At 71.4% G+C, this 25359-nt stretch carries 22 protein-coding genes; 9 read left to right on the top strand and 13 right to left on the bottom strand.

Translation table 11 applies throughout. The features are described from left to right. Positions 1–24: 24 nt before the first annotated feature. The gene (locus ACQP2O_RS07940; RefSeq protein ID WP_433181309.1) at positions 25–795 is read left to right on the top strand and encodes a hypothetical protein; all 771 of its coding nucleotides are present in this window, start codon (positions 25–27) and stop codon (positions 793–795) included. Here the strand turns inward: ACQP2O_RS07940 and rraA are convergent. Both rraA and ACQP2O_RS07930 read right to left on the bottom strand, forming a co-directional pair. Next, positions 792–1271, bottom strand: a complete 480-nt coding sequence (gene rraA, locus ACQP2O_RS07935; RefSeq protein ID WP_433181307.1) for a ribonuclease E activity regulator RraA — start codon at positions 1269–1271, stop codon at positions 792–794. The genes ACQP2O_RS07940 and rraA overlap by 4 nt on opposite strands. A 14-nt stretch (positions 1272–1285) precedes the next feature. Beyond that, the gene (locus ACQP2O_RS07930; RefSeq protein WP_433181305.1) at positions 1286–1741 is read right to left on the bottom strand and encodes an Lrp/AsnC family transcriptional regulator; all 456 of its coding nucleotides are present in this window, start codon (positions 1739–1741) and stop codon (positions 1286–1288) included. Between the two features lie 126 nt (positions 1742–1867). Between ACQP2O_RS07930 and ddaH the strand changes: the two genes are divergently transcribed. The 4 genes from ddaH to ACQP2O_RS07910 all read left to right on the top strand — a co-directional run bounded on the left by ddaH (position 1868) and on the right by ACQP2O_RS07910 (position 6316). Beyond that, complete coding sequence (gene ddaH, locus ACQP2O_RS07925; RefSeq protein ID WP_433181303.1) at positions 1868–2713, top strand: dimethylargininase; 846 nt, start codon at positions 1868–1870, stop codon at positions 2711–2713. Positions 2714–2762: 49 nt separating this feature from the next. Then, positions 2763–3956 carry an ornithine--oxo-acid transaminase gene (gene rocD, locus ACQP2O_RS07920; protein ID WP_433181301.1) on the top strand — a complete coding sequence of 398 codons (1194 nt, stop codon included), beginning with the start codon at positions 2763–2765 and terminating at the stop codon, positions 3954–3956. Positions 3957–4109: 153 nt separating this feature from the next. Further along, positions 4110–4706, top strand: coding sequence for a helix-turn-helix transcriptional regulator (locus ACQP2O_RS07915; protein ID WP_433181299.1), 597 nt, complete (start codon positions 4110–4112; stop codon positions 4704–4706). Continuing rightward, positions 4703–6316 (top strand): DHA2 family efflux MFS transporter permease subunit, encoded by a 1614-nt coding sequence (locus tag ACQP2O_RS07910; RefSeq protein ID WP_433181297.1) that lies wholly within the window; start codon positions 4703–4705, stop codon positions 6314–6316. The genes ACQP2O_RS07915 and ACQP2O_RS07910 overlap by 4 nt, the downstream gene beginning before the upstream one ends. Before the next feature lie 101 nt (positions 6317–6417). Here ACQP2O_RS07910 and ACQP2O_RS07905 read toward each other — a convergent pair whose 3' ends face one another. The 3 genes from ACQP2O_RS07905 to ACQP2O_RS07895 are packed head-to-tail and all read right to left on the bottom strand — an operon-like array spanning position 6418 to position 9209. Next, on the bottom strand, positions 6418–6882 hold the full coding sequence (locus ACQP2O_RS07905; RefSeq protein WP_433181295.1) for a DUF6113 family protein: 465 nt from the start codon (positions 6880–6882) through the stop codon (positions 6418–6420). Between the two features lie 6 nt (positions 6883–6888). Then, complete coding sequence (gene mshB, locus ACQP2O_RS07900; RefSeq protein WP_433181293.1) at positions 6889–7737, bottom strand: N-acetyl-1-D-myo-inositol-2-amino-2-deoxy-alpha-D-glucopyranoside deacetylase; 849 nt, start codon at positions 7735–7737, stop codon at positions 6889–6891. Positions 7738–7748: 11 nt separating this feature from the next. Further along, the gene (locus tag ACQP2O_RS07895; protein ID WP_433181291.1) at positions 7749–9209 is read right to left on the bottom strand and encodes a protein kinase domain-containing protein; all 1461 of its coding nucleotides are present in this window, start codon (positions 9207–9209) and stop codon (positions 7749–7751) included. A gap of 98 nt (positions 9210–9307) precedes the next feature. Between ACQP2O_RS07895 and ACQP2O_RS07890 the strand changes: the two genes are divergently transcribed. From ACQP2O_RS07890 to ACQP2O_RS07875, 4 genes are all read left to right on the top strand, one after another. After that, entirely contained in the window at positions 9308–11395 is a 2088-nt protein-coding gene (locus tag ACQP2O_RS07890) for a prolyl oligopeptidase family serine peptidase (protein ID WP_433181289.1), read from the top strand. Positions 11396–11468: 73 nt separating this feature from the next. Next, a complete protein-coding gene (locus ACQP2O_RS07885; protein ID WP_433181287.1) occupies positions 11469–12668 on the top strand; it encodes a PP2C family protein-serine/threonine phosphatase in 1200 nt (399 codons plus the stop codon). Then, positions 12665–14248: a sensor histidine kinase gene (locus ACQP2O_RS07880; protein WP_433181285.1), complete on the top strand. Its 1584-nt coding sequence runs from the start codon at positions 12665–12667 to the stop codon at positions 14246–14248. The genes ACQP2O_RS07885 and ACQP2O_RS07880 overlap by 4 nt, the downstream gene beginning before the upstream one ends. Further along, complete coding sequence (locus tag ACQP2O_RS07875) at positions 14245–14688, top strand: response regulator (RefSeq protein WP_433181283.1); 444 nt, start codon at positions 14245–14247, stop codon at positions 14686–14688. Before ACQP2O_RS07880 ends, ACQP2O_RS07875 begins: the two co-directional genes overlap by 4 nt. Before the next feature lie 116 nt (positions 14689–14804). Here ACQP2O_RS07875 and ACQP2O_RS07870 read toward each other — a convergent pair whose 3' ends face one another. From ACQP2O_RS07870 to ACQP2O_RS07835, 8 genes are all read right to left on the bottom strand, one after another. Then, positions 14805–15683, bottom strand: a complete 879-nt coding sequence (locus ACQP2O_RS07870; RefSeq protein ID WP_433181281.1) for a DUF1963 domain-containing protein — start codon at positions 15681–15683, stop codon at positions 14805–14807. Between the two features lie 266 nt (positions 15684–15949). Then, complete coding sequence (locus ACQP2O_RS07865; RefSeq protein WP_433181279.1) at positions 15950–17950, bottom strand: ABC transporter ATP-binding protein; 2001 nt, start codon at positions 17948–17950, stop codon at positions 15950–15952. Positions 17951–17952: 2 nt separating this feature from the next. Then, positions 17953–19647: an ABC transporter ATP-binding protein gene (locus ACQP2O_RS07860; RefSeq protein ID WP_433181277.1), complete on the bottom strand. Its 1695-nt coding sequence runs from the start codon at positions 19645–19647 to the stop codon at positions 17953–17955. Positions 19648–19695: 48 nt separating this feature from the next. Beyond that, positions 19696–20730: an ABC transporter ATP-binding protein gene (locus tag ACQP2O_RS07855; protein ID WP_433181275.1), complete on the bottom strand. Its 1035-nt coding sequence runs from the start codon at positions 20728–20730 to the stop codon at positions 19696–19698. Next, on the bottom strand, positions 20723–21733 hold the full coding sequence (locus ACQP2O_RS07850; protein ID WP_433181273.1) for an ABC transporter ATP-binding protein: 1011 nt from the start codon (positions 21731–21733) through the stop codon (positions 20723–20725). The genes ACQP2O_RS07855 and ACQP2O_RS07850 overlap by 8 nt, the downstream gene beginning before the upstream one ends. Further along, positions 21733–22659 carry an ABC transporter permease gene (locus tag ACQP2O_RS07845; protein ID WP_433181271.1) on the bottom strand — a complete coding sequence of 309 codons (927 nt, stop codon included), beginning with the start codon at positions 22657–22659 and terminating at the stop codon, positions 21733–21735. Before ACQP2O_RS07845 ends, ACQP2O_RS07850 begins: the two co-directional genes overlap by 1 nt. Further along, positions 22652–23578 (bottom strand): ABC transporter permease, encoded by a 927-nt coding sequence (locus tag ACQP2O_RS07840; RefSeq protein ID WP_433181270.1) that lies wholly within the window; start codon positions 23576–23578, stop codon positions 22652–22654. Before ACQP2O_RS07840 ends, ACQP2O_RS07845 begins: the two co-directional genes overlap by 8 nt. A gap of 1 nt (position 23579) precedes the next feature. After that, the gene (locus ACQP2O_RS07835; protein WP_433181268.1) at positions 23580–25172 is read right to left on the bottom strand and encodes a peptide ABC transporter substrate-binding protein; all 1593 of its coding nucleotides are present in this window, start codon (positions 25170–25172) and stop codon (positions 23580–23582) included. Between the last annotated feature and the right edge of the window lie 187 nt (positions 25173–25359).

Raw genomic sequence — 25359 nt, 5'->3', positions numbered from 1 at the left:
GCCGCCCCGGAGGAGGAGCGACCGGTGTTCCGACCACGTCCGCGTGTCCTCGGGGGTGTCCGGTGGATCTCCGCCGGACACCCCCTGGCCCTGCTCGCCGCCGGCGTCCTCCTCGCCGGGTGCGGTGGCGGAGGCGATCACAAGACGGCGAAGTCCGCCGGGCCGTCCGCCCGTACGACGCCGGCGAGCCCGTCTCCGGCGCCGAGCTACGCGCCCGGCCGCGTGGCGGCGGCCCTCCTGTCGACCCATGACGTCGACCCGCACGTCGCCGAGCAGCCGCTGAGCACGCCGGCCCTGAAGGACCACGCCGTCCCGTCCTGCTCGCTCTCGGCGATCAAGCCGTCGGGAAGCCCGGAGATCAAGGCCCACGAGTTCAACACGAGCCGGTACGGCGGGGCGAACTTCGGGCAGATCGCGCTGACCTACCCGGACGCGGCCGCCGCGTCGGCCATGTTCGCGACCATCCGCGCCAAGGTCACCGGGTGCCCGGCCAAGAAACACGTCCCGCAGAAGACCCTCTCCGGGGACCGCATCGCCCTGGCACACGACGACACCTGGCGCGCCTCGGACGAGACGACGCCCGGCTGGTCGCACGTCCGCGGCTTCGAGAAGTCACTGATCTCACCGTCGTCCAGCGTGATCAACGTGTTCTACCGCGTGTACGACTACGTGAGCCGCGGCAACGTCGTCCTGGTGTCGATGTACTGGGAGCGCGTCGGCCCGAAGGCGTCCGGGGACCCGGTCACCGAGAAGGCGACGGCGCTGCTGACGAAGCAGCTCGGAAGGCTCCCCTAGACCAGGCGGCGGGCCGCCACGACGACGCCGTCCTCGTCGGCGTACAGCCATGCCCCGGGCCGGAACTCCACCCCGCCGAAGACGACCGGCACGTCGACCTCGCCCGTGCCCTCCTTCGCGCTCTTGCGCGGATTCGAGCCGAGCGCCCTGATCCCGAGGTCGAGTCCGCGGAGCGCGACGACGTCGCGGACCGCACCGTTGATCACCACGCCGGCCCATCCGCTCGCGACCGCCGACCCGGCGATCATGTCGCCCATCAGCGCGGTGCGCAGCGAGCCGCCGCCGTCGATGACGAGCACGCGGCCCTCCCCCGGCGTGGCGAGGACCTTCTTGAGCAGCGCGTTGTCCTCGAGGCAGCGGACGGTCGCCAGCGGCCCCGCGAACCGTTCCCGCGCCCCGTACGAGCGGAACTGCGTCTCGCAGCTCGCCAGCTCCGGACCGTACTCGTCGAACAGATCAGCCGTCATGAAGCTCATCCACCGCATCGTAATCAGGTGTCCGGCCCGCCGGTCGGGCGGCCGATCAGGCGGGACAGGACGATGGACGTCTTGGTCTGCACGATGTTCGGTTCGTTGCGCAGCCGTTCCAGGGCCTCCTCGAGGGCCTGGATGTCGCGGGCCCGCAGGTGGATCAGCGCGTTGGCCTCCCCCGTGACCGTGTACGCGGCGACCACCTCGGGGTGCCGGCGGACGCTCGCGGAGATCTCGTCGGGGGACGTGCGCCCAGCGCAGAACAGCTCCACGAACGCCTCCGTGGTCCAGCCCAGCGCGGAGGGGTCGACGACCGCGGCGTAGCCCGTGATCACGCCGTCGTGCCGGAGCCGGTCGACCCGGCGTTTCACCGCGGGCGCCGACAACCCGATCTCGTCACCGATCTGGGCGAAGGACGCCCGGGCGTTCTCCAGCAGACACGCAACGATCTGCCGATCCAGGTCGTCAAGACGCAATGATCAGACCCTCCCACGCGCATATCCGTTATTGGTGTTGCGGACATGTCGACCTTACGCTTCGAGTGGTGCCTCACCAACCACAGGGCGCGATATCGGGCCCGCATTGCCAGGAGAACCACATCGATGACGATGCAGACCCTTGCCCGCAACGGCGCGGGCATCCCGGCGGGGCAGCCGGCACGGACCTACCTGATGTGCCCGCCGACCTACTTCGACGTCCAATACGCGATCAACGCGTGGATGGACCCCAAGACCCCGGTCGACCGTGACCGGGCCTGCCACGAGTGGGAGCGCCTGCGCGCCACGTACGTCTCACTCGGGCATACCGTGCACGTGCTGCCGCCCGTCCCAGGCCTGCCGGACATGGTGTTCGCCGCGAACGGCGCGACGGTCGTGGGCGGCATGGTGCTGGGCGCGAAGTTCCGCCACTCCGAGCGCGCCGCCGAGGCCGACGCGCACCGGGCGTGGTTCGAGGAGCACGGCTACCGCCGCATCCGGGCGGCCGAGTACGTCAACGAGGGCGAGGGTGACTACGCCTTCGCCTACCGCGCGATCGTGGCGGGGCACGGGTTCCGTACGGACCCGGTCGCGCACAACGAACTGCACGACGCCTTCGGGCTGCCCGTGGTCAGCGTGCGGCTCGTCGACCCGCGCTTCTACCACCTCGACACGGCGCTGTGCGTGATCGACCCGTTCACGGCGGCGTACTACCCGGGCGCCTTCGACGAGGACGGCCTGATCAAGCTCAAGACGCTGTTCCCCGAGCTGATCGAGGCCACCGAGGAGGACGCCCTCGCGTTCGGCCTCAACGCGGTCAGCGACGGACGTCACGTGATCGTCCCGGACGACGCCACCACGCTGATCGCCCGGCTCACGGAGCGTGGCTACCAGGTCATCCCGATCGAGATGACCGAGCTGCGCAAGGCGGGGGGCGGCCCGAAGTGCTGCACCCTCGAACTCCGCCCGTAGCAGGAACAATAGGACTGGGGAGACCCCGCAGGTCCGAGAAGGAGCACCGTTGAACACGCAGGAGCTGCGGGCGCTGTCGGAGGAGCACAGCGCGCACAACTACCACCCGTTGCCGATCGTCATCGCCGAGGCCGAGGGCGCCTGGGTGACGGACGTCGAGGGCAAGCGGTATCTCGACATGCTCTCGGCGTACTCCGCGGTCAACTTCGGGCACCGCCACCCGCGGCTGGTCGAGGCGGTCCGGCGGCAGCTCGACCGCGTCACGCTGGTCAGCCGGGCGTTCGACCACGACCAGTTCGGGCCGTTCGTCGCGGAGCTGGCCGAGCTGGCCGGCAAGGACATGGTCCTGCCGATGAACAGCGGCGCCGAGGCCGTCGAGACGGCGCTGAAGACCGCCCGCAAGTGGGGCTACGAGGTCAAGGGCGTGCCCGCCGACCAGGCGAACATCGTCACGTTCGAGGGCAACTTCCACGGCCGGACGACCACGATCGTCAGCTTCTCCACCGACCCGGACGCACGGAACTCCTACGGTCCGTTCACGCCGGGCTTCCGCACCGTGCCGTACGGCGACGTCGAGGCGCTGCGCGCGGCCGTCGACGACGACACGGTCGGCGTGCTCGTCGAGCCGATCCAGGGCGAGGCCGGCGTGAACGTCCCGCCGAGCGGGTTCCTGACGGCGGTGCGCGAGATCTGCACGGCGCGGGGCGCGCTGATGCTCGCCGACGAGATCCAGTCGGGGCTGGGCCGCACCGGCACGACCTTCGCCGTCGAGCACGAGAACGTCGTGCCGGACGTCTACATCCTCGGCAAGGCGCTGGGCGGCGGCATCCTGCCGGTCTCGGCGGTCGTCGCGGACCGCGACGTGCTGGGCGTCTTCAAGCCCGGCCAGCACGGGTCGACGTTCGGCGGCAACCCGCTGGCCTGCGCGGTGGCGCGCGAGGTCATCGCCATGCTGAGGACCGGGGAGTTCCAGGAACGGTCCAGGACGCTCGGCGCGCACCTGCACGCGCGTCTCGGCGGGCTGCCGTCCGACCACGTCCGCGAGGTGCGCGGGCGCGGCCTGTGGGCGGGCGTCGAGCTGAACGGCAAGGCCCGCCCGGTCAGCGAGAGACTCATGGAGCGCGGTGTGCTGGCGAAGGAGACGCACGAGACGACGCTCCGGCTGGCGCCGCCGCTCGTGGTGAGCCAGGAGGACCTCGACTGGGCCCTCGACCAGCTGGAGGCCGTGCTCACCGAGGTGTGACGCCTCTTTCCTCCCACCCGCCGTCGGAGGCCCGGACCGCCCGGTCCGGGTCTCCGACGTTTACCCCTTTGTTGCCCTAAATCAGATTGCAGCCGTCGCAACTCGGGCCTATAGTCCACATGGATTATTCGGAACGGACGAGAAACGAGGCCCATGTCACGACCGCTCACGCCGCTCGCACTCACGGTCCTCAGGCTGCTCAACGAGGAGCCCATGCACCCGTACGAGATGCAGCAGCGCATCCGCGACTACTCCATCGACCAGGTGGTCAAGGTCGCGCACGGGTCGCTGTATCACACGGTGGAGCGGCTCGCCGGCCAGGGCCTGATCGAGCCCGTCGAGACCACACGGGAGGGCCGCCGTCCGGAGCGCACCGTCTACGCGATCACCGAACAGGGGCGCGACGAGGCGTATTCCCGCCTCCGGGAGTTCCTGCGCCACCCCGTGGAGGAGTACCCGACCTTCGACATGGCGCTGTCGTTCCTGGGGATGCTGCCGCCAGAGGAGGCTGCCCAGCTGCTCGACCGCCGGACCGTCCGGCTCGAGGCGCAGCTGGCCGCGCACGACACGGTCCTCACGAACCTGGCGAAGCAGGGTCTCGAACGCGTGTCGGTGATCGAGCTGGAGTTGTGCAACGCCCGGCTGCGCTCCGAGCTCGAGTTCGTCAACGCGCTGGTCGCGGACATCAAGAACGGCCGGATGACATGGCGGCCCCATGACCGCCGAAACGGGGAGAACAACGACAAATGACGAAATGGCGCGGTAACCCCTGGGCGATCCTCGTGACGCTCAGTCTCGGGTTCTTCATGACACTGCTGGACCTCACGATCGTGAACATCGCGATGCCCAGCATGATCGACAAGCTGAACGCGTCGCTGGACGAGGTCCTCTGGGTGGTCAACGCCTACGTCCTCATCCTCGCGGTCCTGCTGATCACCGCGGGCCGGCTGGGTGACCTGCGCGGCCAGCGCACGCTGTTCATCGGCGGGGTGGCCATCTTCACCATCGCCAGCCTGCTCTGCGGGGTCTCCCAGAACCCCGCCGAGCTGATCGCCTTCCGCGCCGTTCAGGGCCTGGGCGCGGCCATGCTCATGCCACAGACGATGGCGATCATCATCGCCACCTTCCCCGCCGAGCGCCGGGGCACCGCGCTGGGCATCTGGGGAGCGGTCGCGGGCGTCGCGACCATCGCCGGGCCGACCCTCGGCGGACTCCTGGTCACCGCCCTCGACTGGCGGTGGATCTTCTTCGTCAACCTGCCCATCGGCGTGATCGTGCTGTTCCTGGCGTTCACCGTGATCCCCGGCGTCCGCGTCGAACGCACGCACCGTCTCGACCTCACCGGCGTGCTGATCGCCTCGGTCGCGCTGTTCTGCCTCACCTTCGCCCTCACCGAAGGGCAGCGGTACGACTGGAACGGCGTCATCTGGGCCCTGTTCGCCGCGGCGGCCGTCGTGTTCGTCGTCTTCATCATGCAGCAGCGCGGTCGGCAGGACCGCGAGCCGCTGGTCCCGTTCGCCCTGTTCCGGGACCGCAACTTCACGGTCATGAACTTCGTCGGCGCCATCGTGTCGATCGGGATGATCGGCATGTTCCTGCCGCTGACCATCTACCTGCAGTCGGTGCTCGGCTTCAGCGCGCTCAAGGCGGGCCTGGTGATGGCGCCGTCGTCGGTCGTGTCGATGTTCCTCGCGCCGGTCGCCGGACGGCTCTCCGACAAGATCGGCGGCAAGTTCATCCTCATGGCCGGCCTCGCGCTGTACGGGATCGGCATGGGCTGGATCGTGCTGATCGCCGGCGCCGACACCCACTGGCCGGCCTTCCTGCCCGGGCTGGTCGTCGCCGGTGTCGGCATCGGCGGCGTGTTCGCGCCGATGGCCACCGAGGCCATGCGCGGGGTGGACCCCCGGATGGCCGGCGCGGCCTCCGGCGTCAACAACACGATCCGGCAGGTCGGTTCCGTGGTCGGCAGTGCCACGGCGGGCGCCATCCTGCAGAACCAGCTCGCCTCCCACCTCCGCGCCGAGGCCGAGAAGCGCGCCGGGCAGCTGCCCGCTCAGGCCCGCGCCCCCTTCGTCGAGGGCTTCAAGAAGGCCGCCAAGGGCGGTCTCGAGGTGGGCTCCGGGCAGACCGGCGCGGCCCAGCACCTGCCGCGTAACCTCCCCCAGCAGGTCGTCGACCAGATCACCCACGCCGCCCAGAGCGTGTTCGCGCACGGGTTCGTCGATGCGATGAAGCCGACGATGACCCTGCCGATCATCCTGGTGTTCGTCGGATCCCTCGCCTGCCTCGCGATGCGCGGGCGCCGCGGCAAGACCGCGGAACGCTCTCCCGAGACGGTCGAGGCGACCACCGGCTGACCGACGATCGGGTGCGCGCCCGCGTACACGATCCAGCCGTACGGCAACGGCGCGGCGTGCATGGCCGCGCCGTTACCGTAGGCGCGGCTCGGTGCTCGCGTTCAGTCCCGCGGCGGGGAGACCGGCGGCGCACCCTGCAGGATCCACGGCCGCGCCGGCCGGGTGGCCACCGCGGCGGCGACGGCGGCGATCGCCCCGCCGAAGATGAAGACGTACCCGCTGGTGGTGCCGGTGACGATGAGGTCGCCTTCGGGGCGCCGGCTCGACAGCAGCACGACGACGATCAGCCACGGGACGGCCATCGCGGCCACGCCGAGCCGGCCGCTCATCCCCCAACCCGCGAAGCGGAAGGCCCCGAACTCGACGAGGGACAGCAGGATGGCCGCCACGGGTACGCTCCCGGCCGTCCAGGAGAACTCGAACGACCCCACCACGCCGAGGAACAGGCCCAGCACGGCGAGCACGCCGTACGCGGCGCCGGTCACCAGCCCCGGCTCGCTCGCCGGCTCCTGGGGGGCAGGGACACCCGTCTCCTGAGGGGCGTGAGGGCCCGTCCATCCGTCCACAGCGGGTCAGGTTACCGGCTCGGCGAAGCCGGACTCACGGCCGTCCTCGCCCAGCGGCCCCGGCTCCCCGGCCAGCAGCGTGTAGTACTCGACGCCCGGGAGCGGCTGCCCGATGTCGTTGGACAGCGCGAAGTACGGCGGATCGACGGTGAGCTGCGTCCGGTGCGCCCGCATCGCGGCCTCCTTGGCCGGCAGGTGGTCACGGGCGTCGACGCGCGTGGTCACCTGCTCGTCGGGCACGCCGAAGCCGAAGTCGGACACGGACCCGACCTGCTGGAACGGCCCCCGGCCCACCCCTTCCTCCAGCACCGACAGGGGCAGCGCGGTCGCGTAGAACCGCGAGGGCCGCCACGGCTCACCGGCGCCGAAGGACGGGTCCGCGGCGCGCTCGAACGCCCGCCACGCGACCCGATGCGCCTGGATGTGGTCCGGATGGCCGTAGAAGCCGTCGGCGTCGTAGGTCACGATCACCTGCGGGCGCACCTCCCGCACGATCGCGACGAGCTCGGCGGCGGCCTCGTCGACGTCGGCCCGCCAGAAGCACCGGGGATGATCGTTGGACGCCACACCCATCATCCCGGAGTCGCGCCAGCGCCCCGGGCCGCCGAGGAACCGGTGGTCCGTCACGCCGAGGGCGGCACACGCCCGCGCGAGCTCACCGACCCGGTACTCCCCCAGCGCGTCACCGTCCAGGTGGCGCAGCTCCTCGGGGACGATCTCGCCCTCCTCCCCGCGCGTGCAGGTGACCAGGCAGACGTGGGCGCCCTCGGCGGCGTACTTCGCCATCGTCGCCCCGGTCTCGATCGACTCGTCGTCCGGATGGGCGTGCACGAACAGAATGCGCAGGTCGGCCATGACCGAACACGTTATCCGGCGGCGGGATTGGTCGCCCCGCCGGTCGGCTTCTTCCCGCCCGTGCCGTCGCCGGTGCCTCCGGTGCTGCCTCCGGTGGGCTTCCCGCCGCCCGTCGGCCTGCCGGTCGGGGACGTGCCGCCGCTCGGCTCGGTCGGGGGCGAGCTCGTCACCGTGTGGGTGGCGGTGGGCCGGTGGGACGTCGGCCGCTGGGTGTACGACGGCTCGCGATGCGTGTTGGTCTGCGTCGGCTGCTCCGGTTTATCGGTGTTTTGCGACGGCTCGCCGGAGCTCTCGACGGTCTGCGCCGGACCGTGGTTGCCGGTCGTGTCGGCGCGGTGCGCGGCCGCCCAGACGATCATGGCGGCGATCCCCAGCGCCAGCACCACACCGGCGACGGCCGCCAGGACCATCCGCGGCGACATCCCGCGGCGGTCCTGGCCGCCCGGATGCGTCATCCCCGGGTAGTGCGGCATGGTCGGCGGGCCGGCGGCGCCCGCCGCCCCCATGGCGCCCAGACCGGCGCCCGCGACCGTCGGCGCGGCCGGGGTGACCGGCGCGGTCGGCGCCGCCCCGGCCATCCTCGTGTCGGCGAACGCGGCGCCCTGGTCCAGGATCGCCGTCTGCGGGCCGCCGCCCGGCATCGGAGCGGCCGGCGTGACGCCCTCCTGGCCGAGCAGCAGCATCAGCAGCTGCTGGGCGGTCGGGCGCGCGGCCGGGTCCTTGGCGAGGCAGGCGGCGATGATGCCGCGCAGCGGCTCCTGCACGCCGCCGAGGTCCGGCGGCTCGCTGAGGATGCGGTTGATCACCGCCATCACGGTGTCCTGCCCGAACGCCGCGGCGCCGGTGGCGGCGTACACCATCGTCGAGCCCCAGGCGAAGATGTCCGCCTTCGCGGTGATCTCCTTGCCGGTGAGCTGCTCGGGCGCCATGTAGGCGGGCGTGCCGATGGCGGAGTTGGTCATCGTCGCGGCCGTGTCGAGGGCCTTGGCGATGCCGAAGTCGATGACGCGGGGGCCGTCGGGGCCGATCAGGACGTTCTGGGGCTTGAAATCACGGTGGACGATCCCCGCCTGGTGGATCGCGACGAGCGCGGTGACCGTGCCGATGGCCAGGCGCTCGAGCTCGGCCTCGGAACGGGGGGACTCTCTCGTGACGAGCTCCTGCAGCGAGGGCCCGGGAACGAACTCGCTGACGATATAGGGCCGGTCGCCGTCGACGTCGGCCTCCAGCACCTGGGCGGTGCAGAACCGGGCGACACTCTTGACGGCGGACAGCTCCCGCAGGAACCGGCCGCGCGCGGTGTCGTCATGGGCGAGGTCGGCGCGGAGCAGCTTGACGGCCACCGGGTCCCCGGCGGCGGAGCGGCCGAGATAGACGGTCCCCTGGCCGCCCTCGCCCAGGCGACCCGTTATCTCGTACGACCCCAGTCTGTCCGGGTCACCGGGCTTGAGGGGACGGGCGTCGGGCGACATCAATACTCCTGGGGGGAACGGCACATGGATGGGGACAGTCTTCCGTATGACCGACGGACTTGCACGGAGCATTCACACGCTCCTGGCAGGATCGAGGCATGACGACGAGCTTTCCCCGGCAGAGTGCGCGTACACGGCGGTTCACGCTCGGAGCCCCGCGCGGTTTCCAGGTCTCTCCCGACGGTTCACGGGTGGTGTTCCTCCGCTCACGGGGAGGCACCGATCCGGTCACCTGCCTGTGGGCGCTCGACGTCCCCGGCGACGGCGCGGAGGCCAAGGAGCGCCTCATCGTCGACCCGCGCGCCCTCGACCTGCCCGGCGAGGAGGACCTGCCGGCCGAGGAGCGGGCCCGCCGCGAGCGCGCCCGTGAGCAGGCGGGCGGCGTGGTCGCGTACGCCGCCGACGAGCGGCTCTCGCTCGCCGCGTTCGCGCTGTCCGGGCGGCTGTTCGTCACCGACCTCGACGCGGAGGTCCGGCCCCTGGACGCCGCCGTCCCTGTCTTCGACCCGCGCCCGGACCCGAGCGGGACCCGCGTCGCGTACGTCTCCGGGCGCGCCCTGCGCGTGATCGAGGTGGCCACCGGCGCCGACCGCGCGCTGGCCGAGCCGGAGGACGAGCAGATCTCGTACGGCCTCGCGGAGTTCATCGCCGCCGAGGAGATGCAGCGCATGCGCGGCTACTGGTGGGCGCCCGACGGCACCGCGATCCTGACCGCCCGCGTCGACGAGTCGCCGGTGCACCGGTGGCACATCGCCGACCCCGCCCACCCGGAGGCGGCGCCCCGCGAGGTCGGCTACCCGGCCGCCGGCACGCCGAACGCCGACGTCTCCCTCGTCGTCCTCGGGCTCGACGGCGGGCGGCAGGCGGTCGAGTGGGACCGCGCCACGTTCCCGTACCTCGTCACCGCCCGCTGGGACTCCCGCGGCGTCCTGCTCGTCGTCCAGACCCGCGACCAGAAGACGATGCGGATCCTCGAGGCCGACCCCGCGACCGGCCGGACCACGCTCGTCCGCGAGGACACCGACCCGGTCTGGCTGGACATCGCGCCGGGCGTGCCCGCCCGTACCGGGGACGGCGACCTGGTGTGGGCCGCCGAGGACGGGCACGACGCACGCGGACTCATCGTCGGCGGCGAGCGCGTGACCCCCGACGACCTGCACGTACGCTCGGTGCTCGACGTGGACGGCGACACCGTCCTGTTCACCGCCTCCGAGGAGCCGACCGAGATCCACGTCTGGGCGTACTCCCCCGGCGGCCTGAGCCGGGTGAGCGACGGCGCGGGCGTCTTCGGCGCGCGGCGACGCGGCGGCACCACCGTCGTCACCGGCAGCCGGCTCGACCGGTTCGGCGTGGAGACGACGGTGCTGCGCGGCGGCCGGCCGGTCGGCCGGATCGCCTCGCACGCCGAACGGCCGTCCCTCGACGTCGGCGTCACCCTGATCCGCACCGGCGAGCGGGAGCTGCGCACCGCGGTGCTGCTCCCGACGGGGTACACCGGGGATGATCCGCTGCCGGTCCTGATGGACCCGTACGGCGGGCCGCACGCCCAGCGCGTCATGGCGGCGCGGCGCGCCTTCGCCGAGCCGCAGTGGCTCGCCGACCAGGGGTTCGCGGTCGTGGTCGCGGACGGGCGCGGCACCCCGGGCCGGGGCGGCGCGTGGGAGCGGGCCGTCCACAGGAACATGGCGGACCCGGTGCTCGACGACCAGATCGCGGCGCTGCGCGGGGCGGCCGAGCGCTTCCCCCTCGACCTGTCGCGGGTGGGCATCCGGGGCTGGTCGTTCGGCGGCTACCTCGCCGCGCTCGCGGTCCTGCGCCGGCCGGACGTCTTCCACGCCGCGATCGCCGGCGCGCCGGTCACCGACTGGACGCTGTACGACACGCACTACACCGAGCGCTACCTCGGCCACCCGGGCGAGGACCCCGAGGCGTACGAGAAGTGCGACCTGACGCGCGCGGCGTCCGAAGGCGCCGACCTCACCCGGCCGCTGCTGCTCATCCACGGGCTGGCCGACGACAACGTCGTCGCCGCGCACACGCTTCGGCTGTCCTCCGCGCTGCTGGCCGCGGGCCGGCCACACAGCGTGCTGCCGCTGTCCGGGGTCACCCACATGACGCCGCAGGAGGTCGTCGCCGAGAACCTTCTGCTGCTTCAAATACGGTTCTTGAAGGAAGCGCTCGCGTGACCGTTGCTCCGACGCCCCGGAGCGGGCACCATTCTTCCGACGGTGCGATGGGCACCCCGACCCCCGACGAGACGTGAGCGCGATAATCGAGCACTCGACCTCGGTCGTTCCCGGCGACGGCAAGCTGGAGATCCTGCTGATCGAGGACGACCCGGGTGACGCCTTCCTCTTCGAGGAGCTCCTCGGCGAGGAGCTCCCGGACGCCCGCATCGTCCAGGCGCGCACGCTCCGCGAGGCCCGGGAGCGGCTGCGCCCGGGCATCCACTGCGCGGTGGTGGACCTGTCGCTGCCCGACGCCGAGGGGCTCGACCTGCTGCGCGCGGTGCTCGACATGGCTCCGCGCTCGGCCGTTCTCGTCCTCACCGGGCGCAGCGACGCGGCGGTGGGCGTCGCCGCCGTGGCCGCCGGCGCCGAGGACTACCTGATCAAGCACGAGGTCGACGGGCCGCTGCTGGCCCGTGCCATCCGGTACGCCCTGGAGCGCAAGCGCGCCGAGGACTCCGAACGGCAGCTCATGGAGGCCGAGCTGCGCAGCGAGGAGAACGCCCGGATCGAGCTGGGGCTGCTGCCGGTCCCGCTGATCGACGACCCGGAGCTGCAGCACCACACGCGCTACCGCCCCGGCCGCGAGCGCGCCCTCCTCGGCGGCGACTTCTACGACACGGTGCAGACCGCCGACGGCACCGTCCACCTCGTCATCGGCGACGTCTGCGGGCACGGCCCGGACGAGGCCTCCCTCGGCGTCCGGCTGCGGATGGCCTGGCGCACCCTCGTGCTGGCCGGGCACACCGGCATGGACCTGCTGGGCACGCTCGACACGGTCCTGGGACACGAACGCTGGTCGGAGGAGATCTTCACGACGCTCAGCATGGTCACGATCGCACCCGACCGGCAGCGCGCGCGGTTCCGCATGGCCGGCCATCCCGCGCCGCTGCTGTTCGGCGAGACCACGGCCACGGCACTGCCCGACGACGCGTACGGCCCGGCGCTCGGCCTGTTCCCCGGCTCCGAATGGCCGGCCGCGGAGGTCGAGCTGACCGGCCGCTGGTCGCTCATGCTGTACACCGACGGGCTGATCGAGGGCCGCGTCGGCGGCGGGCCCGACCGCCTCGGCACCGAGGGCCTGGTCGAGATGGCCTCCGCCGCGCGCGCCCAGGGCCTCACCGGCGACCTGCTCATCGACCACCTCGTCACCGCGGTGGAGGCGCTCAACGGCGAGGCGCTCACCGACGACCTCGCCGTGGTGATGCTGTCCGGAAAGGCCGCCCGGTGACCACTCCCTCGATACGCCGCCCGCGCCAGCCGACGCTCCAGGTCGACGCGGAGGGCGTACCGAGGTTCGGCGTCGGCCACTGGTACGGCCTCGGCATCGTCCTCCTGCTGCTCGCGGTCGTCGCCGTCGGCACCGTCATCGGGCTGGCGGTCCGCGACGGCGCCTCCGCCCGCACCACGCTGCTCCGCCACATCGACCCGGCCGTGCTGCAGTCCGCCCGGCTCAGCACGTCCATCTCGGCGGAGGTCGGCGCGGTGCGCGCGTACACGCTGACCGGCGCCGCGACGGGTCCCGCCGACTACCGGCGCGCCGAGGCCGAGACCTCCGCCGCCATCGCCGAGACGACGCGGCTCCTGCGCGACGCCCACGACGCCGGGCCGGCCCGCGCCGGACTCACCGAGGTCGGCTCCCGGCTGGCCGCCTGGCGGCACGACTACGCCGACCCGCTGATCACCAAGACGGGGAAGCCGTCCGAGGTCCTGGGCGAGCAGCGGTTCGCCGCGGTCCGCGACGCGGCCGCGGCCGAGCGCACCCGGCTCGCCGCGCTGCAGCACCACGCCGCCGACCGGCTGAACGACCAGGTGAACCGGCTGTACGAGACCCTGCTCGGCGGCGCGATCGCCCTGGTCGTCGGCGCCCTCGGGCTCACCCTCCTGATCCGGCGTACGGTCCTGCGTCCCGTGTCCGCGCTGACCGGCCAGGTCCGCCGCGTCTCCCAGGGCGACCTGACGCATCCGCTGCAGGCCTCCGGGCCGGCCGAGATCGCCGAGCTGGCCGCGCACATCGACGCGATGCGCAACCACATCCTGGAGGAGTGGCGGGAGGCGTCCGAGGCGCGCGCCAAGCTCGACGAGCAGACCCAGGAGCTGCGCCGCTCCAACGCCGAGCTGGAGCAGTTCGCCTACGTCGCCAGCCACGACCTGCAGGAGCCCCTGCGCAAGGTCGCGAGCTTCTGCCAGATGCTCGAACGCCGCTACTCCGACGTCCTCGACGACCGCGGCCGGCAGTACATCGACTTCGCGGTCGACGGCGCCAAGCGCATGCAGTCGCTCATCAACGACCTGCTGAACTTCTCCCGGGTCGGCCGGGTGAGCCGCGACATGGCGGTCGTGGACTGCGAAAAAACGCTGCAGCGGGCCCTGGACAACCTCGGCCTCGCCCGCTCCGAGTCGGACGCGGGCATCAGCTGGGACCCGCTGCCCAAGGTGACCGGCGACGCGACCCTGCTGACCCAGCTGTTCCAGAACCTCGTCGGCAACGCCATCAAGTTCCGCAGCGAGGAGGCGCCGCGCGTGCACGTCTCGGCCCGGCGGGACGAGGAGGTCTGGGAGTTCGCCTGCAGCGACAACGGCATCGGCATCGACGCCGCGTACGCCGACCGGATCTTCCTCATCTTCCAGCGCCTGCATCCCAAGGACGAATACGCCGGGACCGGGATCGGGCTGGCGTTGTGCAAGAAAATCGTCGAATACCATGGCGGACGCATCTGGCTGGAAACCGAGCCGGAGCAGCGGGGCACCACGATCCGGTGGACGCTGCCCGCCATCGCCGACGACACCACAGAGAACGCCGAGGAATGAACGACGTGATCATCCGCCCGATCGAAGTGCTCCTCGTCGAGGACGATCCCGGTGACGTCGTGCTGACCAAAGAGGCGTTCGACGACACCGGGGTCAGAAACAAGCTGTCGATCGTCAGCGACGGCGAAGAGGCGATGCGCTTCCTGCGGCGGGAGGGCGACTACACCGACGCGCCACGCCCCGACCTGGTGCTCCTCGACCTCAACCTGCCGCGCATGGACGGCCGGCAGGTGCTGGGGGAGATCAAGGCCGACGAGACGCTGCGCACGATCCCGGTCGTCGTCCTCACCACCTCCGAGGCCGAAGAGGACATCCTCCGCAGCTACCGGCTGCACGCCAACGCCTACGTCACCAAGCCCGTCGACCTCGACCAGTTCATCAGGGTGGTCCGGCAAATCGACGACTTCTTCGTCAGCGTCGTCAAACTCCCCCGCTCCTGACGCGGTAAGCCGGCCACTTCGCCGTCGTCCTGGACACTTTGCCGTCGCAGTGGACCGGCATATGCGCTGTTTGCGCGCTTTATGACGTCAACGCCGACGGCAAGGAAGGCACCTCACTACCAGGCGTCGGGATTGGCTCGCGCCTGGCTCATGTCGCCTGCCCGGAACGCTTTGGCCGGGGCGACGAACCGCAGGATGCCCCCATCACCCCATTCCCACATATCGGTGGCGCCGAGAGTGAGCAGGTGAGCGTAGGGCTCGTCCTGCGACAGATCCTCCAACAGGCCAACGCCGTAGCTGTGGATCGGCGGCCAGCCGAACGCCTGATTACGCATGCCGCCCCACTCGATGCCCTGCTCGTCCACGCAGTACTGCGGCCAGGCGGCCTCGCCGAACTTGTCGACCACCAGCCAGGCGGGATCCACCTGGTAAAGAGACGACTCCTCGATCGCGTCGCCATAGTCGAGAGTGCTGAGCACCGGATCGCAGTCGTAGGACGAGGCCGAAGGCAAGGTGACGACAGGGTGGGCGTGCAGCGGAACTCCGTCGAATCTCGGGGCTGGATCCGGCGCCGGCACCTCGACCGCACGTTGTGAGTCGGCAGGAACGACCCGGCATACCCGCGGATCCTCGTAGCTGAAGCCGCCGGCGTCTTTCGGAACCTCCTGGGACCCGGTCCATGGATCCAGGAAGAAGAAATTGAGCAGCGCGGACCCGGTCGCCGGGACCTGATCACCGAGCCACGGGCCGAGCGCGCCGACATCGAGCACGGCGTACACGCTGAGCGGTACACCCGCGTACATGGGCCACTGTGTGCCCGGCTCCAGCAGCGCCGGGCCGCCCCACCGGCACAACCCGGTCACCGCGGCATCCTCGTCCGCGGGCTTCAGCTCGAACCCGGGCCGCGCCAACGCCGCCACCTGAGCCCCGAGGTGTTCCCCCAGATGTTCGACACACAGCTCACGGACGCCGGACAGCGCCTCCTCATACCTCATTTGATCATGAAAGCACAACGGTTCACGGGAGACGTCGGTGTCCTCAGCGCCGGCCTACGTCACCAAGCCCGTCGACTTCGACCAGTTCATCACGTGGTCCGGCAGATCGACGACTTCTTCATGCGTCCCAGAACCGGGCTGGATAGCGGGCGCGTCCCTCGTTCCCGGAACGATGCCTGTCACGCCTTCCTCGCCGTCGGCGACCCCTGGTCGCCCCATCCCTGGACCGCTACGGCCGGTCTCCGCGCACAGCCTCCCCTGGCCCCTCAGCCCTGGCCGTGCCAGGAGCGCCACAGGGCGGCGTAGGAGCCGTCGCGGGCGATCAGGTCGTGGTGGCCGCCGAGCTCGGTGATCCGGCCGTCCTCCACGACGGCGACGCGGTCGGCGTCGTGCGCGGTGTGCAGCCGGTGTGCGATCGCCACGACCGTACGGCCGTCGAGCACCGCCGACAGGCTGCGCTCGAGGTGCCGGGCGGCGCGCGGGTCCAGCAGCGAGGTCGCCTCGTCCAGCACCAGCGTGTGGGGATCGGCCAGGACGAGACGGGCGAGCGCGAGCTGCTGCGCCTGGGCCGGTGACAGCGCCGTGTTGCCGGTGCCGACCTCGGTGTCCAGCATCGCGTTCGCCCACGTCGCGTCCACGGCGTCCAGGGCCCGCGCCAGCTCCTCGTCGGTCGCGTCCGGCCGGGCCAGCACCAGGTTGTCGCGCACCGTGCCCCGGAACACGTGGTGCTCCTGGGTGACCAGGGCGACGTTGCGGCGCAGGTCCTCCAGCGGCAGGTCCACCAGCGGCACCCCGCCGACGGTGACCGCCCCGGTGCGGGGCCGCAGCACGCCGGCGAGCAGCCGGCCGAGGGTGGACTTGCCCGCGCCGCTCGGCCCGACCATGGCGAGCCGTTCTCCCGGTCGCAGGCGCAGGTCGATCCCGTGCAGCACGTCCTGGCCGTCCCGGTAGGAGTACCGCACCGCGTCGACCGTCATCCGCTCGCCGTCGGGCCGTTCGTCGCTCGGCACGCGGTCCGCCGGCACCTCGGAGACCCCCAGCAGCCGGGCCAGGGACGCGCCGCCGACCTGCAGCTCGTCGACCCAGGACAGGAACCGGTCGAGCGGGTCGATGAGCTGCTGGACGTACAGGGTGGCGGCGGTGACCTGGGCGAGCGATGCCAGGCCGTGGAGGTAGAACAGCCCGCCGATCAGCAGCGTCGCCGCGACCGGGAGCACGTAGCCGATCTCCACCAGCGGGAACCACACCAGGCGCAGTCCGAGGGTGTACCGCTCGGCCTTCCACGCGCCGGCGAGGTCGGCGTCGGTCCGCGCGACGCGGCGGCCCTCCAGCCGCAGCGTCTCGATGGTGCGCGCGCCGTCGACCGTCTCGGTGAGGCCGGAGGTCACGCCGCCCCATGCCTCGTTCTCCCAGAGGTAGCCGTCGCGGGCCCGTTTGAGGTACCACCGGGTGCCGCACCACAGCAGCGGCACGCCGACGAGGCACGGCAGGGCCAGCAGCGGCCCGACGAGCAGCAGCGCGCCGACCGCGAACGCGCCGGTGACCATCGCGATCAGCGTCTCGGGCACCGCGTGCCGCACCGTACGGGCGAGGGCGTCGACGTCGCGTGCCGTGCGGGTGACCAGGTCGCCGGTGCCGGCCCGCTCGACCGTGGACAGCGGCAGCTCCAGGACCCGGTCGACGAACTCCTCGCGCAGCCGCGCCAGGACCTTCTCGCCGAGCCGCGCGGACATGAAGACGGCGTACCGCAGCAGCACGCCCTGCGCGACGACGAAGACCAGGATGGCGATCGCGATGCGGTCGACCGTCACGTGCGAGGACCCGGCGCGTACGTTCTGCACGAGCTCGCCGAGGAGACGCGGGGCGACCAGCCCGGCGATCGCGGCGAGGCCGTGCAGACCGAGCACGACGGTGAGCTCACGCGGATAGGCGAGCGTCAGCCGCCGCGCGTACGCCCGCACCTGGGCCGCCGAGGCGACCGGCAGGATCCGCGCGGCCCCGGGCGCGTCGTGCCCCTCGCCCGGCCGCCGGGTCTCCTCGTCGGTCCGGTCGTCGCGTTGGATGGCGCTCGCTCCGCGAGCGCGGTTCGCGGCGCCCAACGCGCCGTCCTCCCTCGTCGCGCCGGTCGTTTCGGTCTTCCGTCCAGACGACGCGCGCCGCTCACGCTCCTCGGCCGTGACGTCCTGTCCCTCGCCCGGCCGCCGCGTCTCCTCGTCGATCCGGTCGTCGTCGCGCTCTTCCGTCGTGACGTCGCGCCCCTCCGGCACGTTCACTGCTCCTCTCGGGTCACGGTGGTGGCGTAGGCGGGCTCGGCGGTGAGCAGCTCGTGGTGGCGGCCCGTCGCCGCGGCCTTGCCGTCCTGGACGAAGATCACCTCGTCGGCGTGGTCGAGGACGAGCGGGCTGGTCGTGCACACGACCGTCGTGCGCCCCTCTCGGTGCGCCCCGAGGCGGCCCGCGATCCGGGCCTCGGTGTGGGCGTCGATCGCCGACGTCGGCTCGACGAGGACGAGGACATCTGGGTCGGCGGCGAGGGCGCGGGCGAGCCGGAGCCGCTGCTGCTGGCCGCCGGAGAACTCCCGGCCGCCCTCGGCGACCGCCGAGTGCAGGCCGTCCGGCAGCTCGTCGACGACGTCCTCCGCGCACGCCGTGCGCAGTGCCGCCCGGACGGCGGGCTCCGGTGCCCCGCCGGGGCCGCCGAGCTCGTCCAGCAGCCGCCCGGAGAACAGCCGCGCCTCGTTGTCGGCGACCAGGATCGCCTCGCGCACGGACGGCAGGGACAGCTCGCGCAGGGGCACGCCGCCCCAGGTGACCGCCCCGTCGGCGAAGCGGCCGAGCCGGTCCGCGATGGCCTGGGCGTCCTCCGGGGCGGTCGCGGCGATCGCGGTGAGCCGGCCGGGCCGTACGACGACGCCGGACTCCCCGTCGACCAGGTCGCCGCCGGCCGGGGACCCGGTGCCCAGGTCGGGCGGCTCGGGGGTCATCCGGAGGATCCGCACGACCCGGCGCGCGGCGACGTGCGCCTTGGTGAGCTTGTCGGCCGCCTCGGTGAGGGTCCGCAGCGGGTCGACGAGGAAGACGGCGTAGCCGTAGAAGGCGACCAGCTCGCCGGTCGTGATCTCGCCGTTCAGGGCGAACCGCGCCCCCGCCCAGGTGACCAGCGCGACCAGCAGGCCGGGCAGCAGCACCTGCGCGCCGTCCAGGAGTGACTCGGTGCGCGCGACGCGGACGCCGGCCGCGCGGACCGTCTGGGACTCCTCGCGGTACCGCGCGGCGAACACCTGCTCGCCGCCGATCCCGCGCAGCACGCGCAGTCCCGTGACGATGTCGCCCGCCCGGGTGGCCAGCTCGCCCTGCAGCTCGCGCTGGCGCTGCTGGTACCGGTGCAGCGGGCGCAGCAGCGGGCCCACCACGAAGGCCAGCAACGGCACTCCGGCCAGGACGATCAGGCCGAGCCGCCAGGAGGTCGTCAGCAGGACCGCGCCCGCCACGCCGATCGCGATGACCGCGCCGCTGCCGCGTCCGCAGATGTCCATCGCCGCGCCGATGTGGGAGATGTCGGCGATCCCGACGCTGACGACCTCGCCGCTCGCGAGCCGCTTCGGCAGCGTCGCGCCGAGCCGGGCGGCCTGGCGGGTCGTCACCTGGACCGTGCGGAACGCCGCGCCCAGCCAGTTGACCGTGGAGTAGCGGTGCCGCAGCACGCCGGTGATCGCCTGGATCACGCCGAGGGCCAGCAGCACCCCGGACCAGGTCAGCAGGGCCCCGGCGTCGCGGGCGGTCAGGCCAGCGTCGATCGCCCGGCCGATCACGGCGGGCATCAGGGCCTGGCTGGCCATCCACACCACGCCGGAACCGGCCGCGGCGGCCATCGTGCCGCCTTGGGCACGCGCCGCCCACAGCAGGTAGCGCGCGGGCGACCGGTCGTCGGGCATGCCGGGGTCCGGCACGGGAAATGAGCGCATGGGAACCGCCGATCAGGAGACGGCAGATCCTTCGACGCTACCCAGCGCTCACGATCGGGCGCGACTGATTTTCTCGTCGGCGAAGTGGCAGGCGCTCGGGTGGAGCGAACCCGTCGTCCCCCCGTCCGGGCCCTCCTCGGGGCCGCGCGCGGCCCTGATCTCCAGGAGGGGTTCCTCCGTCGCGCAGACGTCCTGGGCCTTCCAGCAGCGCGTACGGAACCGGCAGCCGGACGGCGGGTTCGTCGGGCTCGGCACGTCGCCCTCGAGCACGATCGGGGTCCCGCGCCGCGTCGGGTCGGGCACCGGGACGGCCGACAGCAGCGCCTGCGTGTACGGGTGCGTCGGATGGTCGTAGATCTGCTCCTCGTCGCCGACCTCGACGATCTTCCCGAGGTACATCACCGCGACCCGGTCGGAGATGTGCCGCACGACGGCCAGGTCGTGCGCGATGAAGACGTACGACAGGCCGAACTCCTCCTGCAGCTCGGCGAGGAGGTTCATGACCTGTGCCTGGACCGAGACGTCCAGCGCGGACACCGGCTCGTCGCAGATGATCACATCGGGCCGGAGCGCGAGCGCGCGGGCGATGCCGATCCGCTGCCGCTGCCCGCCGGAGAACTGGTGCGGGTACCGGTTGACGTGGTCGGGGTCGAGGCCGACGATCTCCAGCAGCTCCCGGACGCGGCGGCGGCGCCCGCCGTCGGGGTCGCCGTGGATCGCGAACGGCTCGCCGACGATGTCGCCGACGGTCATGCGCGGGTTCAGGGAGGTGTAGGGGTCCTGCAGCACCATCTGCACCCGGCGGCGCAGCCGCCGCAGCTCCGCCTTCGACAGCGCGAAGACGTCCCGGTCCTCGAACCGCACGGTGCCGGAGGTAGGGCGTTCGAGGGCCATGAGCAGCTTGGCGAGGGTGCTCTTGCCGCAGCCGGACTCCCCCACCAGGCCCAGCGTCTCGCCCTTGCGCAGCCCGAAGGAGACCCCGTCGACCGCCTTGACCTGCCCGATCTGGCGTTTGAGCACGACGCCCTGGGTGAGCGGGAAGTGCTTGACCAGGTTCTCGACCTGAAGGATCTCGTCAGCCACCGAGCACCTCCTCCGCGTAGTGACAGGCGCTCCCGTGCCCGGTGCCGGTGACGTCGCGCAGCTCGGGCACCTCGTCCGGGCAGCGCTCCTCCCGCGCCCGTGGGCAGCGCGGATGGAACGGGCAGCCGGAGGGGATCGCGGCCAGGTTCGGCGGCGCGCCCTTGATCGGCGTCAGCGCGCTCTCGCGTACGTCGACGCGCGGCACCGACGCCAGCAGCCCCTCGGTGTACGGGTGCGCGGGCCGGGCGTACAGCTCCTTGACCTCGGCCTGCTCGACCACGCGCCCGGCGTACATCACCACGATGCGGTCGGCGACGTCCGCCACGACGCCGAGGTCGTGCGTGATGAGGATCAGGCCCATCGCCATCTCGTCCTGCAGGTCCCGCAGCAGCTTCATGATCTGCGCCTGCACGGTGACGTCGAGGGCCGTGGTCGGCTCGTCGGCGATGAGCACGTCGGGTTCGAGGGCCAGCGCCATCGCGATCATCACGCGCTGCCGCATGCCGCCGGAGAACTGGTGCGGGTAGTCGGTCGCCCGGTCGGCGGCCGACGGGATCCGCACGCGGTCCATCAGCTCGATCGCCCGCTTCCGGGCGTCGCCGCGGGACAGGCCCCGGTGGACGAGCAGCATCTCGGCGATCTGGTCGCCGACCCGGTGCACCGGGTTCAGCGCCGACAGCGCGTCCTGGAAGATCATCGCGATGTGCGCGCCCCGGTAGATCCGGCGCTTCTTCTCCGGCAGGCCGAGCAGCTCGGTCCCGCGGAACCGTACGGCGCCCTTCGTGACGTACGCGGGCGGGGTGTCGAGGATGCCCATCACGGCCTGCGCGCTCACGCTCTTGCCGGACCCGGACTCGCCCAGGATCGCGAGCGTCTCGCCCTCCTGGAGCGCGTAGGAGAGCCCGTTGACGGCGTGCACCGTCGATCCGCGCATGCGGAACTCGACGTGCAGATCCTCGACCTGGAGCAGCGGTGTCCCCGGAGCGGGGTCGGGTGTGTTCATCAGCGCAGTTTCGGGTCCAGGGCGTCGCGAACGGCGTCGCCGAGCAGCAGGAAGCTGAGTACGGTCGCCGTCAGGAGTATCGCGGGATAGATGAGCAGGTAGGGATAATCGGTGAACAGCTCCTGGGCCTGGCTCAGCTGCAGGCCCCACGAGACCGTGGGGTACTGCAGGCCGACGCCGAGGTAGTCGAGCGTCGCCTCGTACCCGATCACCACTCCCACGTTGAGCATGGCGTAGACGAAGACCGGCGCGATGGCGTTCGGCAGGATGTGCCGCGCCATGATCCGTACGTCGCCGGCGCCGAGCATCCGCGCCGCCTGGACGTAGTCGGCGTCGCGGACGGCCAGCACCTGACCCCGCATCAGGCGGGTCATCGTCGGCCACCACAGCACGCCCAGCACCAGCGACATCGTCCACACGCCGTGGTCGGGGAACGCGGTCAGGATCACCAGCGCGCCCAGGACCAGCGGCAGCCCGAACAGGATGTCGGTGAGCCGGGAGATGATCGTGTCGAGCCAGCGCCCGAAGTAGCCGGACAGCGAGCCGAGCACGATCGCCAGGGTCAGGGCGATCCCCGTCACCACGAACCCGACGATCATCGGCGCCCGCGCGCCGTGCACGATCTGGGCCCAGTAGTCGCAGCCGTGCGTGTCGTACCCGAACGGATGCCCGCCCGCCGCGAAGGGATTCCACGACGACGGCCCGTGCTTCGCCAGTTTGACGTCGCAGCGGTCGTTGGACCCCCGGTCGGTGAACAGCGCCGGGAACGCCGCGATCAGGCCCATCACCAGAAGGATCGCGACCGACACCCAGAAGATCACGCGCCGCCGCAGCTCGCGCCACGCGTCGCTCCACAGGGAGGCTGAGGCGCCGACGACCTCGGAGCCGGTCTGCGCGACCGCGAGCGTGTCCGCTGTCTCACTCATACCGGATCCTCGGGTCGAGAGCGCCGTACACGATGTCGACGACCAGGTTGGCCGCCAGGTAGATCAGCACGAGGAACGTCGAGATCCCGACGACGGTCGGCCCGTCCTTGATCTGGATCGCCAGGAAGATCTGCTGGCCGATGCCGGGCAGGTTGAAGATGCCCTCGATGATGATCGCGCCGGCCAGCAGGTTCCCCAGGTCGATGCCGAGGTAGGTCACCACCGGGATCAGGGAGTTGCGCAGGGTGTGCCGGACGACGATCCGCCGGCGCGGCAGCCCCTTGGCGAGCGCGGTCCGCACGTAGTCGGCCCGCATGTTCTCGATCAGGCTGGTGCGGGTGAGCCGGGCGATGTACGCCAGGCTCAGCGAGCCGAGGATCATGCCGGGCAGCAGGTAGCTGTACGGCCAGCCGTCGTCGGTGCCCACGGTCGGGAACAGGCCGAGTTTCAGCCCGAACACCAGCTGCGCGGAGTAGCCCAGCACGAACTGCGGTACGGCGATGACGAACGTCGTGCCGCTCAGCACCAGGGAGTCGACGATCCCGCCCTTGCGCAGCCCCGCCCACACGCCGAGCGTGATCCCCATGACCAACTCGAAGATCCACGCGGTGAGGGCGAGCTGCACGGTGACCGTCCAGCTCGAGCCCATGAGGCTCGAGACGGACTGGCCGTTGAGCGTCTCCCCGAAATCGCCGCGGAACAGCCCGAGCAGGTACCGGCCGTACTGCTCGATCAGCGGCTCGTCGAGGTGATAGTGGTGCCGGAGCGCCTCGTACACGGACGGTGGCATGGGTTTGTCGCCGCCCAGGACCCGGATGGGGTCACCGGGCAGCGCGAACACCAGCACGTAGATCAGGAAGGTCGTCCCGAGGACGACCGGCACCATCTGCAGCAGGCGCCGGAGAACGAAACGCCACACGCTACTTGACCGTCACCTTGTCCAGCCGCAGCAGAGGCATGGTGTACGGGTCGACGGAGACGCCCGAGATCCGGTTGGAGTAGCCGGCCTGGTCCCGCCAGTTCCACAGCGGGGTGAGCGGCATGTCCTTCAGCACGACGTCCTCGGCCTGCTGGTAGAACTGCTGTGCCTGCTGCGGGTCACCGGCGGCGTTCCCCTGCTTGATCAGGCCGAGGCAGGCCGCACCGTCGTAGCCGGAGCGGATCGGCGGCGTGCAGCGCGGGGTGAGGTAGTCCTCCGCGCTCGGGTAGTCCATGATCCAGTTGCTGCGGTACGGGCCGGTCGCCTTGTGGTCGCTCAGCTTGGTCAGGTAGTCCGACACCTGGACCTTGTCGAAGACGATGTCCTTGATGCCGAGGTTCTGCTTGAGCTGGTTGGCGATGTCGGTCATCCACTGCTCGTACGTCGAGTCGGCGTTGGAGAACATCAGGTGCAGCGTGCCGTTGAAGCCGCCCGCCTTGTCGAACAGCTGCTTGGCCGCCTGCGGGTTGTACGTGCACGCCTGGCCGCAGGCGTTCTCCCGGTAGCCGGGGACGATCGGCGCGAGCAGCGACCCGACCGGCTTGAACGCGCCGTTGTAGACGGAGTCCACGATCGACTGCCGGTCGATGGCCATCGAGATGGCCTTGCGCAGGTCCGGGTTGGTGAACGCCTTGTCGTACAGCGGGAACTCGAGGAAGTCCATCGTGCCGCTCGGCACGCTCAGGAAGCGCTTGGCGAGCACCCGCTTGGCCTGCGGGACCTTGGCCGCCGGGATCTGGCTGTCGAAGTCGACCTTCCCGGCCTGCAGATCGGTGTACGCGGCGTCACGGCCGGCGTAGATCTTGAAGGTGAGCCCGTCGGCGTGGGCGGGTCGCGGCCCCTTGTAGCCCGGGAACTTCTTGAGCTTGATCTGCCGGTTGTGCTCCCAGGCGCCGTCCAGCATGAACGGGCCGTTGCCGATCGGCTTCTGCTCGAACCCCTTGAGGTCGCTCAGCGCCGCCTTGGGCAGCGGCGCGGTGCCGGCGAAGGACAGCACCAGCGGCAGCTGGCTGAACGGCCTCGAGAGCGTGATCTGAAGGGTGTGGTCGTCGACGGCCTTCAGCCCACGGAGCTTGTCGGCCTTGGGCTTGGCCTTCTCGTCCGACGGGTTCATGTCGTCGTAGCCGTCGATGGTGGCGAAGTAGGCGTTGTTGCCCCAGCCGTTGGGACCGTACGCGGCCTGGTTCCACGCGTCGATGTAGCTCTGCGCGGTGACCGGCTCGCCGTTGTGGAAGGTGAGCCCCGGCTTGATCTTGGCGGTCCAGACCTTCTGGTCCGTGGAGGTGAGGGACTCGGCCTCCTGCGGCACGGGCTTGCCCGTCGGGTCGAGCGCCATGAGCCGGTCGAACAACGCTTCGTCGACGTTGAGGCCCTGACCGTCGTTGGTGTTGCCCGGCGTGAGGTGCTCCGGCTCGGTGATGGCGAAGCTGAAGGACTTGTCCTTGGCACCGCCGGACCCGCCGCCGCCACAGGCGGAAGCCGCGAGTGCAACCGCGGTCAGGGAGATGAGCCAGCGGCTCTTTTTCACGGTCATCGGGGCCGTCCACCTCCGGAGTCGTACAGGGAACGGCCCTAGCGTGGGGCAATACGGCCCGGCGCTGGTAGATCTTTACGTCAACCGTTTTGATATTGAAACATACCTACCAACGGTCCTCATCGACCGGCCCTTCCGGCGACCGCGTCCGTACGGCTCGTGATTGGGCCGCAGGCCCCTGTCGGAG

The organism is Actinoallomurus sp. CA-150999 (assembly GCF_050942425.1).
Taxonomy (GTDB): domain Bacteria; phylum Actinomycetota; class Actinomycetes; order Streptosporangiales; family Streptosporangiaceae; genus Actinoallomurus.
Note: the sequence above shows the minus strand (reverse complement) of the source record. Positions and strands in the feature narration are given on the sequence as shown.

Coding starts and splice junctions, on each gene's coding strand:
- rraA (WP_433181307.1), bottom strand. CDS start 1,271: ATGAGCTTCATGACGGCTGATCTGTTCGACGAGTACGGTCCGGAGCTG.
- ddaH (WP_433181303.1), top strand. CDS start 1,868: ATGACGATGCAGACCCTTGCCCGCAACGGCGCGGGCATCCCGGCGGGG.
- ACQP2O_RS07915 (WP_433181299.1), top strand. CDS start 4,110: ATGTCACGACCGCTCACGCCGCTCGCACTCACGGTCCTCAGGCTGCTC.
- ACQP2O_RS07910 (WP_433181297.1), top strand. CDS start 4,703: ATGACGAAATGGCGCGGTAACCCCTGGGCGATCCTCGTGACGCTCAGT.
- mshB (WP_433181293.1), bottom strand. CDS start 7,737: ATGGCCGACCTGCGCATTCTGTTCGTGCACGCCCATCCGGACGACGAG.
- ACQP2O_RS07895 (WP_433181291.1), bottom strand. CDS start 9,209: ATGTCGCCCGACGCCCGTCCCCTCAAGCCCGGTGACCCGGACAGACTG.
- ACQP2O_RS07890 (WP_433181289.1), top strand. CDS start 9,308: ATGACGACGAGCTTTCCCCGGCAGAGTGCGCGTACACGGCGGTTCACG.
- ACQP2O_RS07875 (WP_433181283.1), top strand. CDS start 14,245: ATGAACGACGTGATCATCCGCCCGATCGAAGTGCTCCTCGTCGAGGAC.
- ACQP2O_RS07870 (WP_433181281.1), bottom strand. CDS start 15,683: ATGAGGTATGAGGAGGCGCTGTCCGGCGTCCGTGAGCTGTGTGTCGAA.
- ACQP2O_RS07860 (WP_433181277.1), bottom strand. CDS start 19,647: ATGCGCTCATTTCCCGTGCCGGACCCCGGCATGCCCGACGACCGGTCG.
- ACQP2O_RS07850 (WP_433181273.1), bottom strand. CDS start 21,733: ATGAACACACCCGACCCCGCTCCGGGGACACCGCTGCTCCAGGTCGAG.
- ACQP2O_RS07845 (WP_433181271.1), bottom strand. CDS start 22,659: ATGAGTGAGACAGCGGACACGCTCGCGGTCGCGCAGACCGGCTCCGAG.
- ACQP2O_RS07835 (WP_433181268.1), bottom strand. CDS start 25,172: ATGACCGTGAAAAAGAGCCGCTGGCTCATCTCCCTGACCGCGGTTGCA.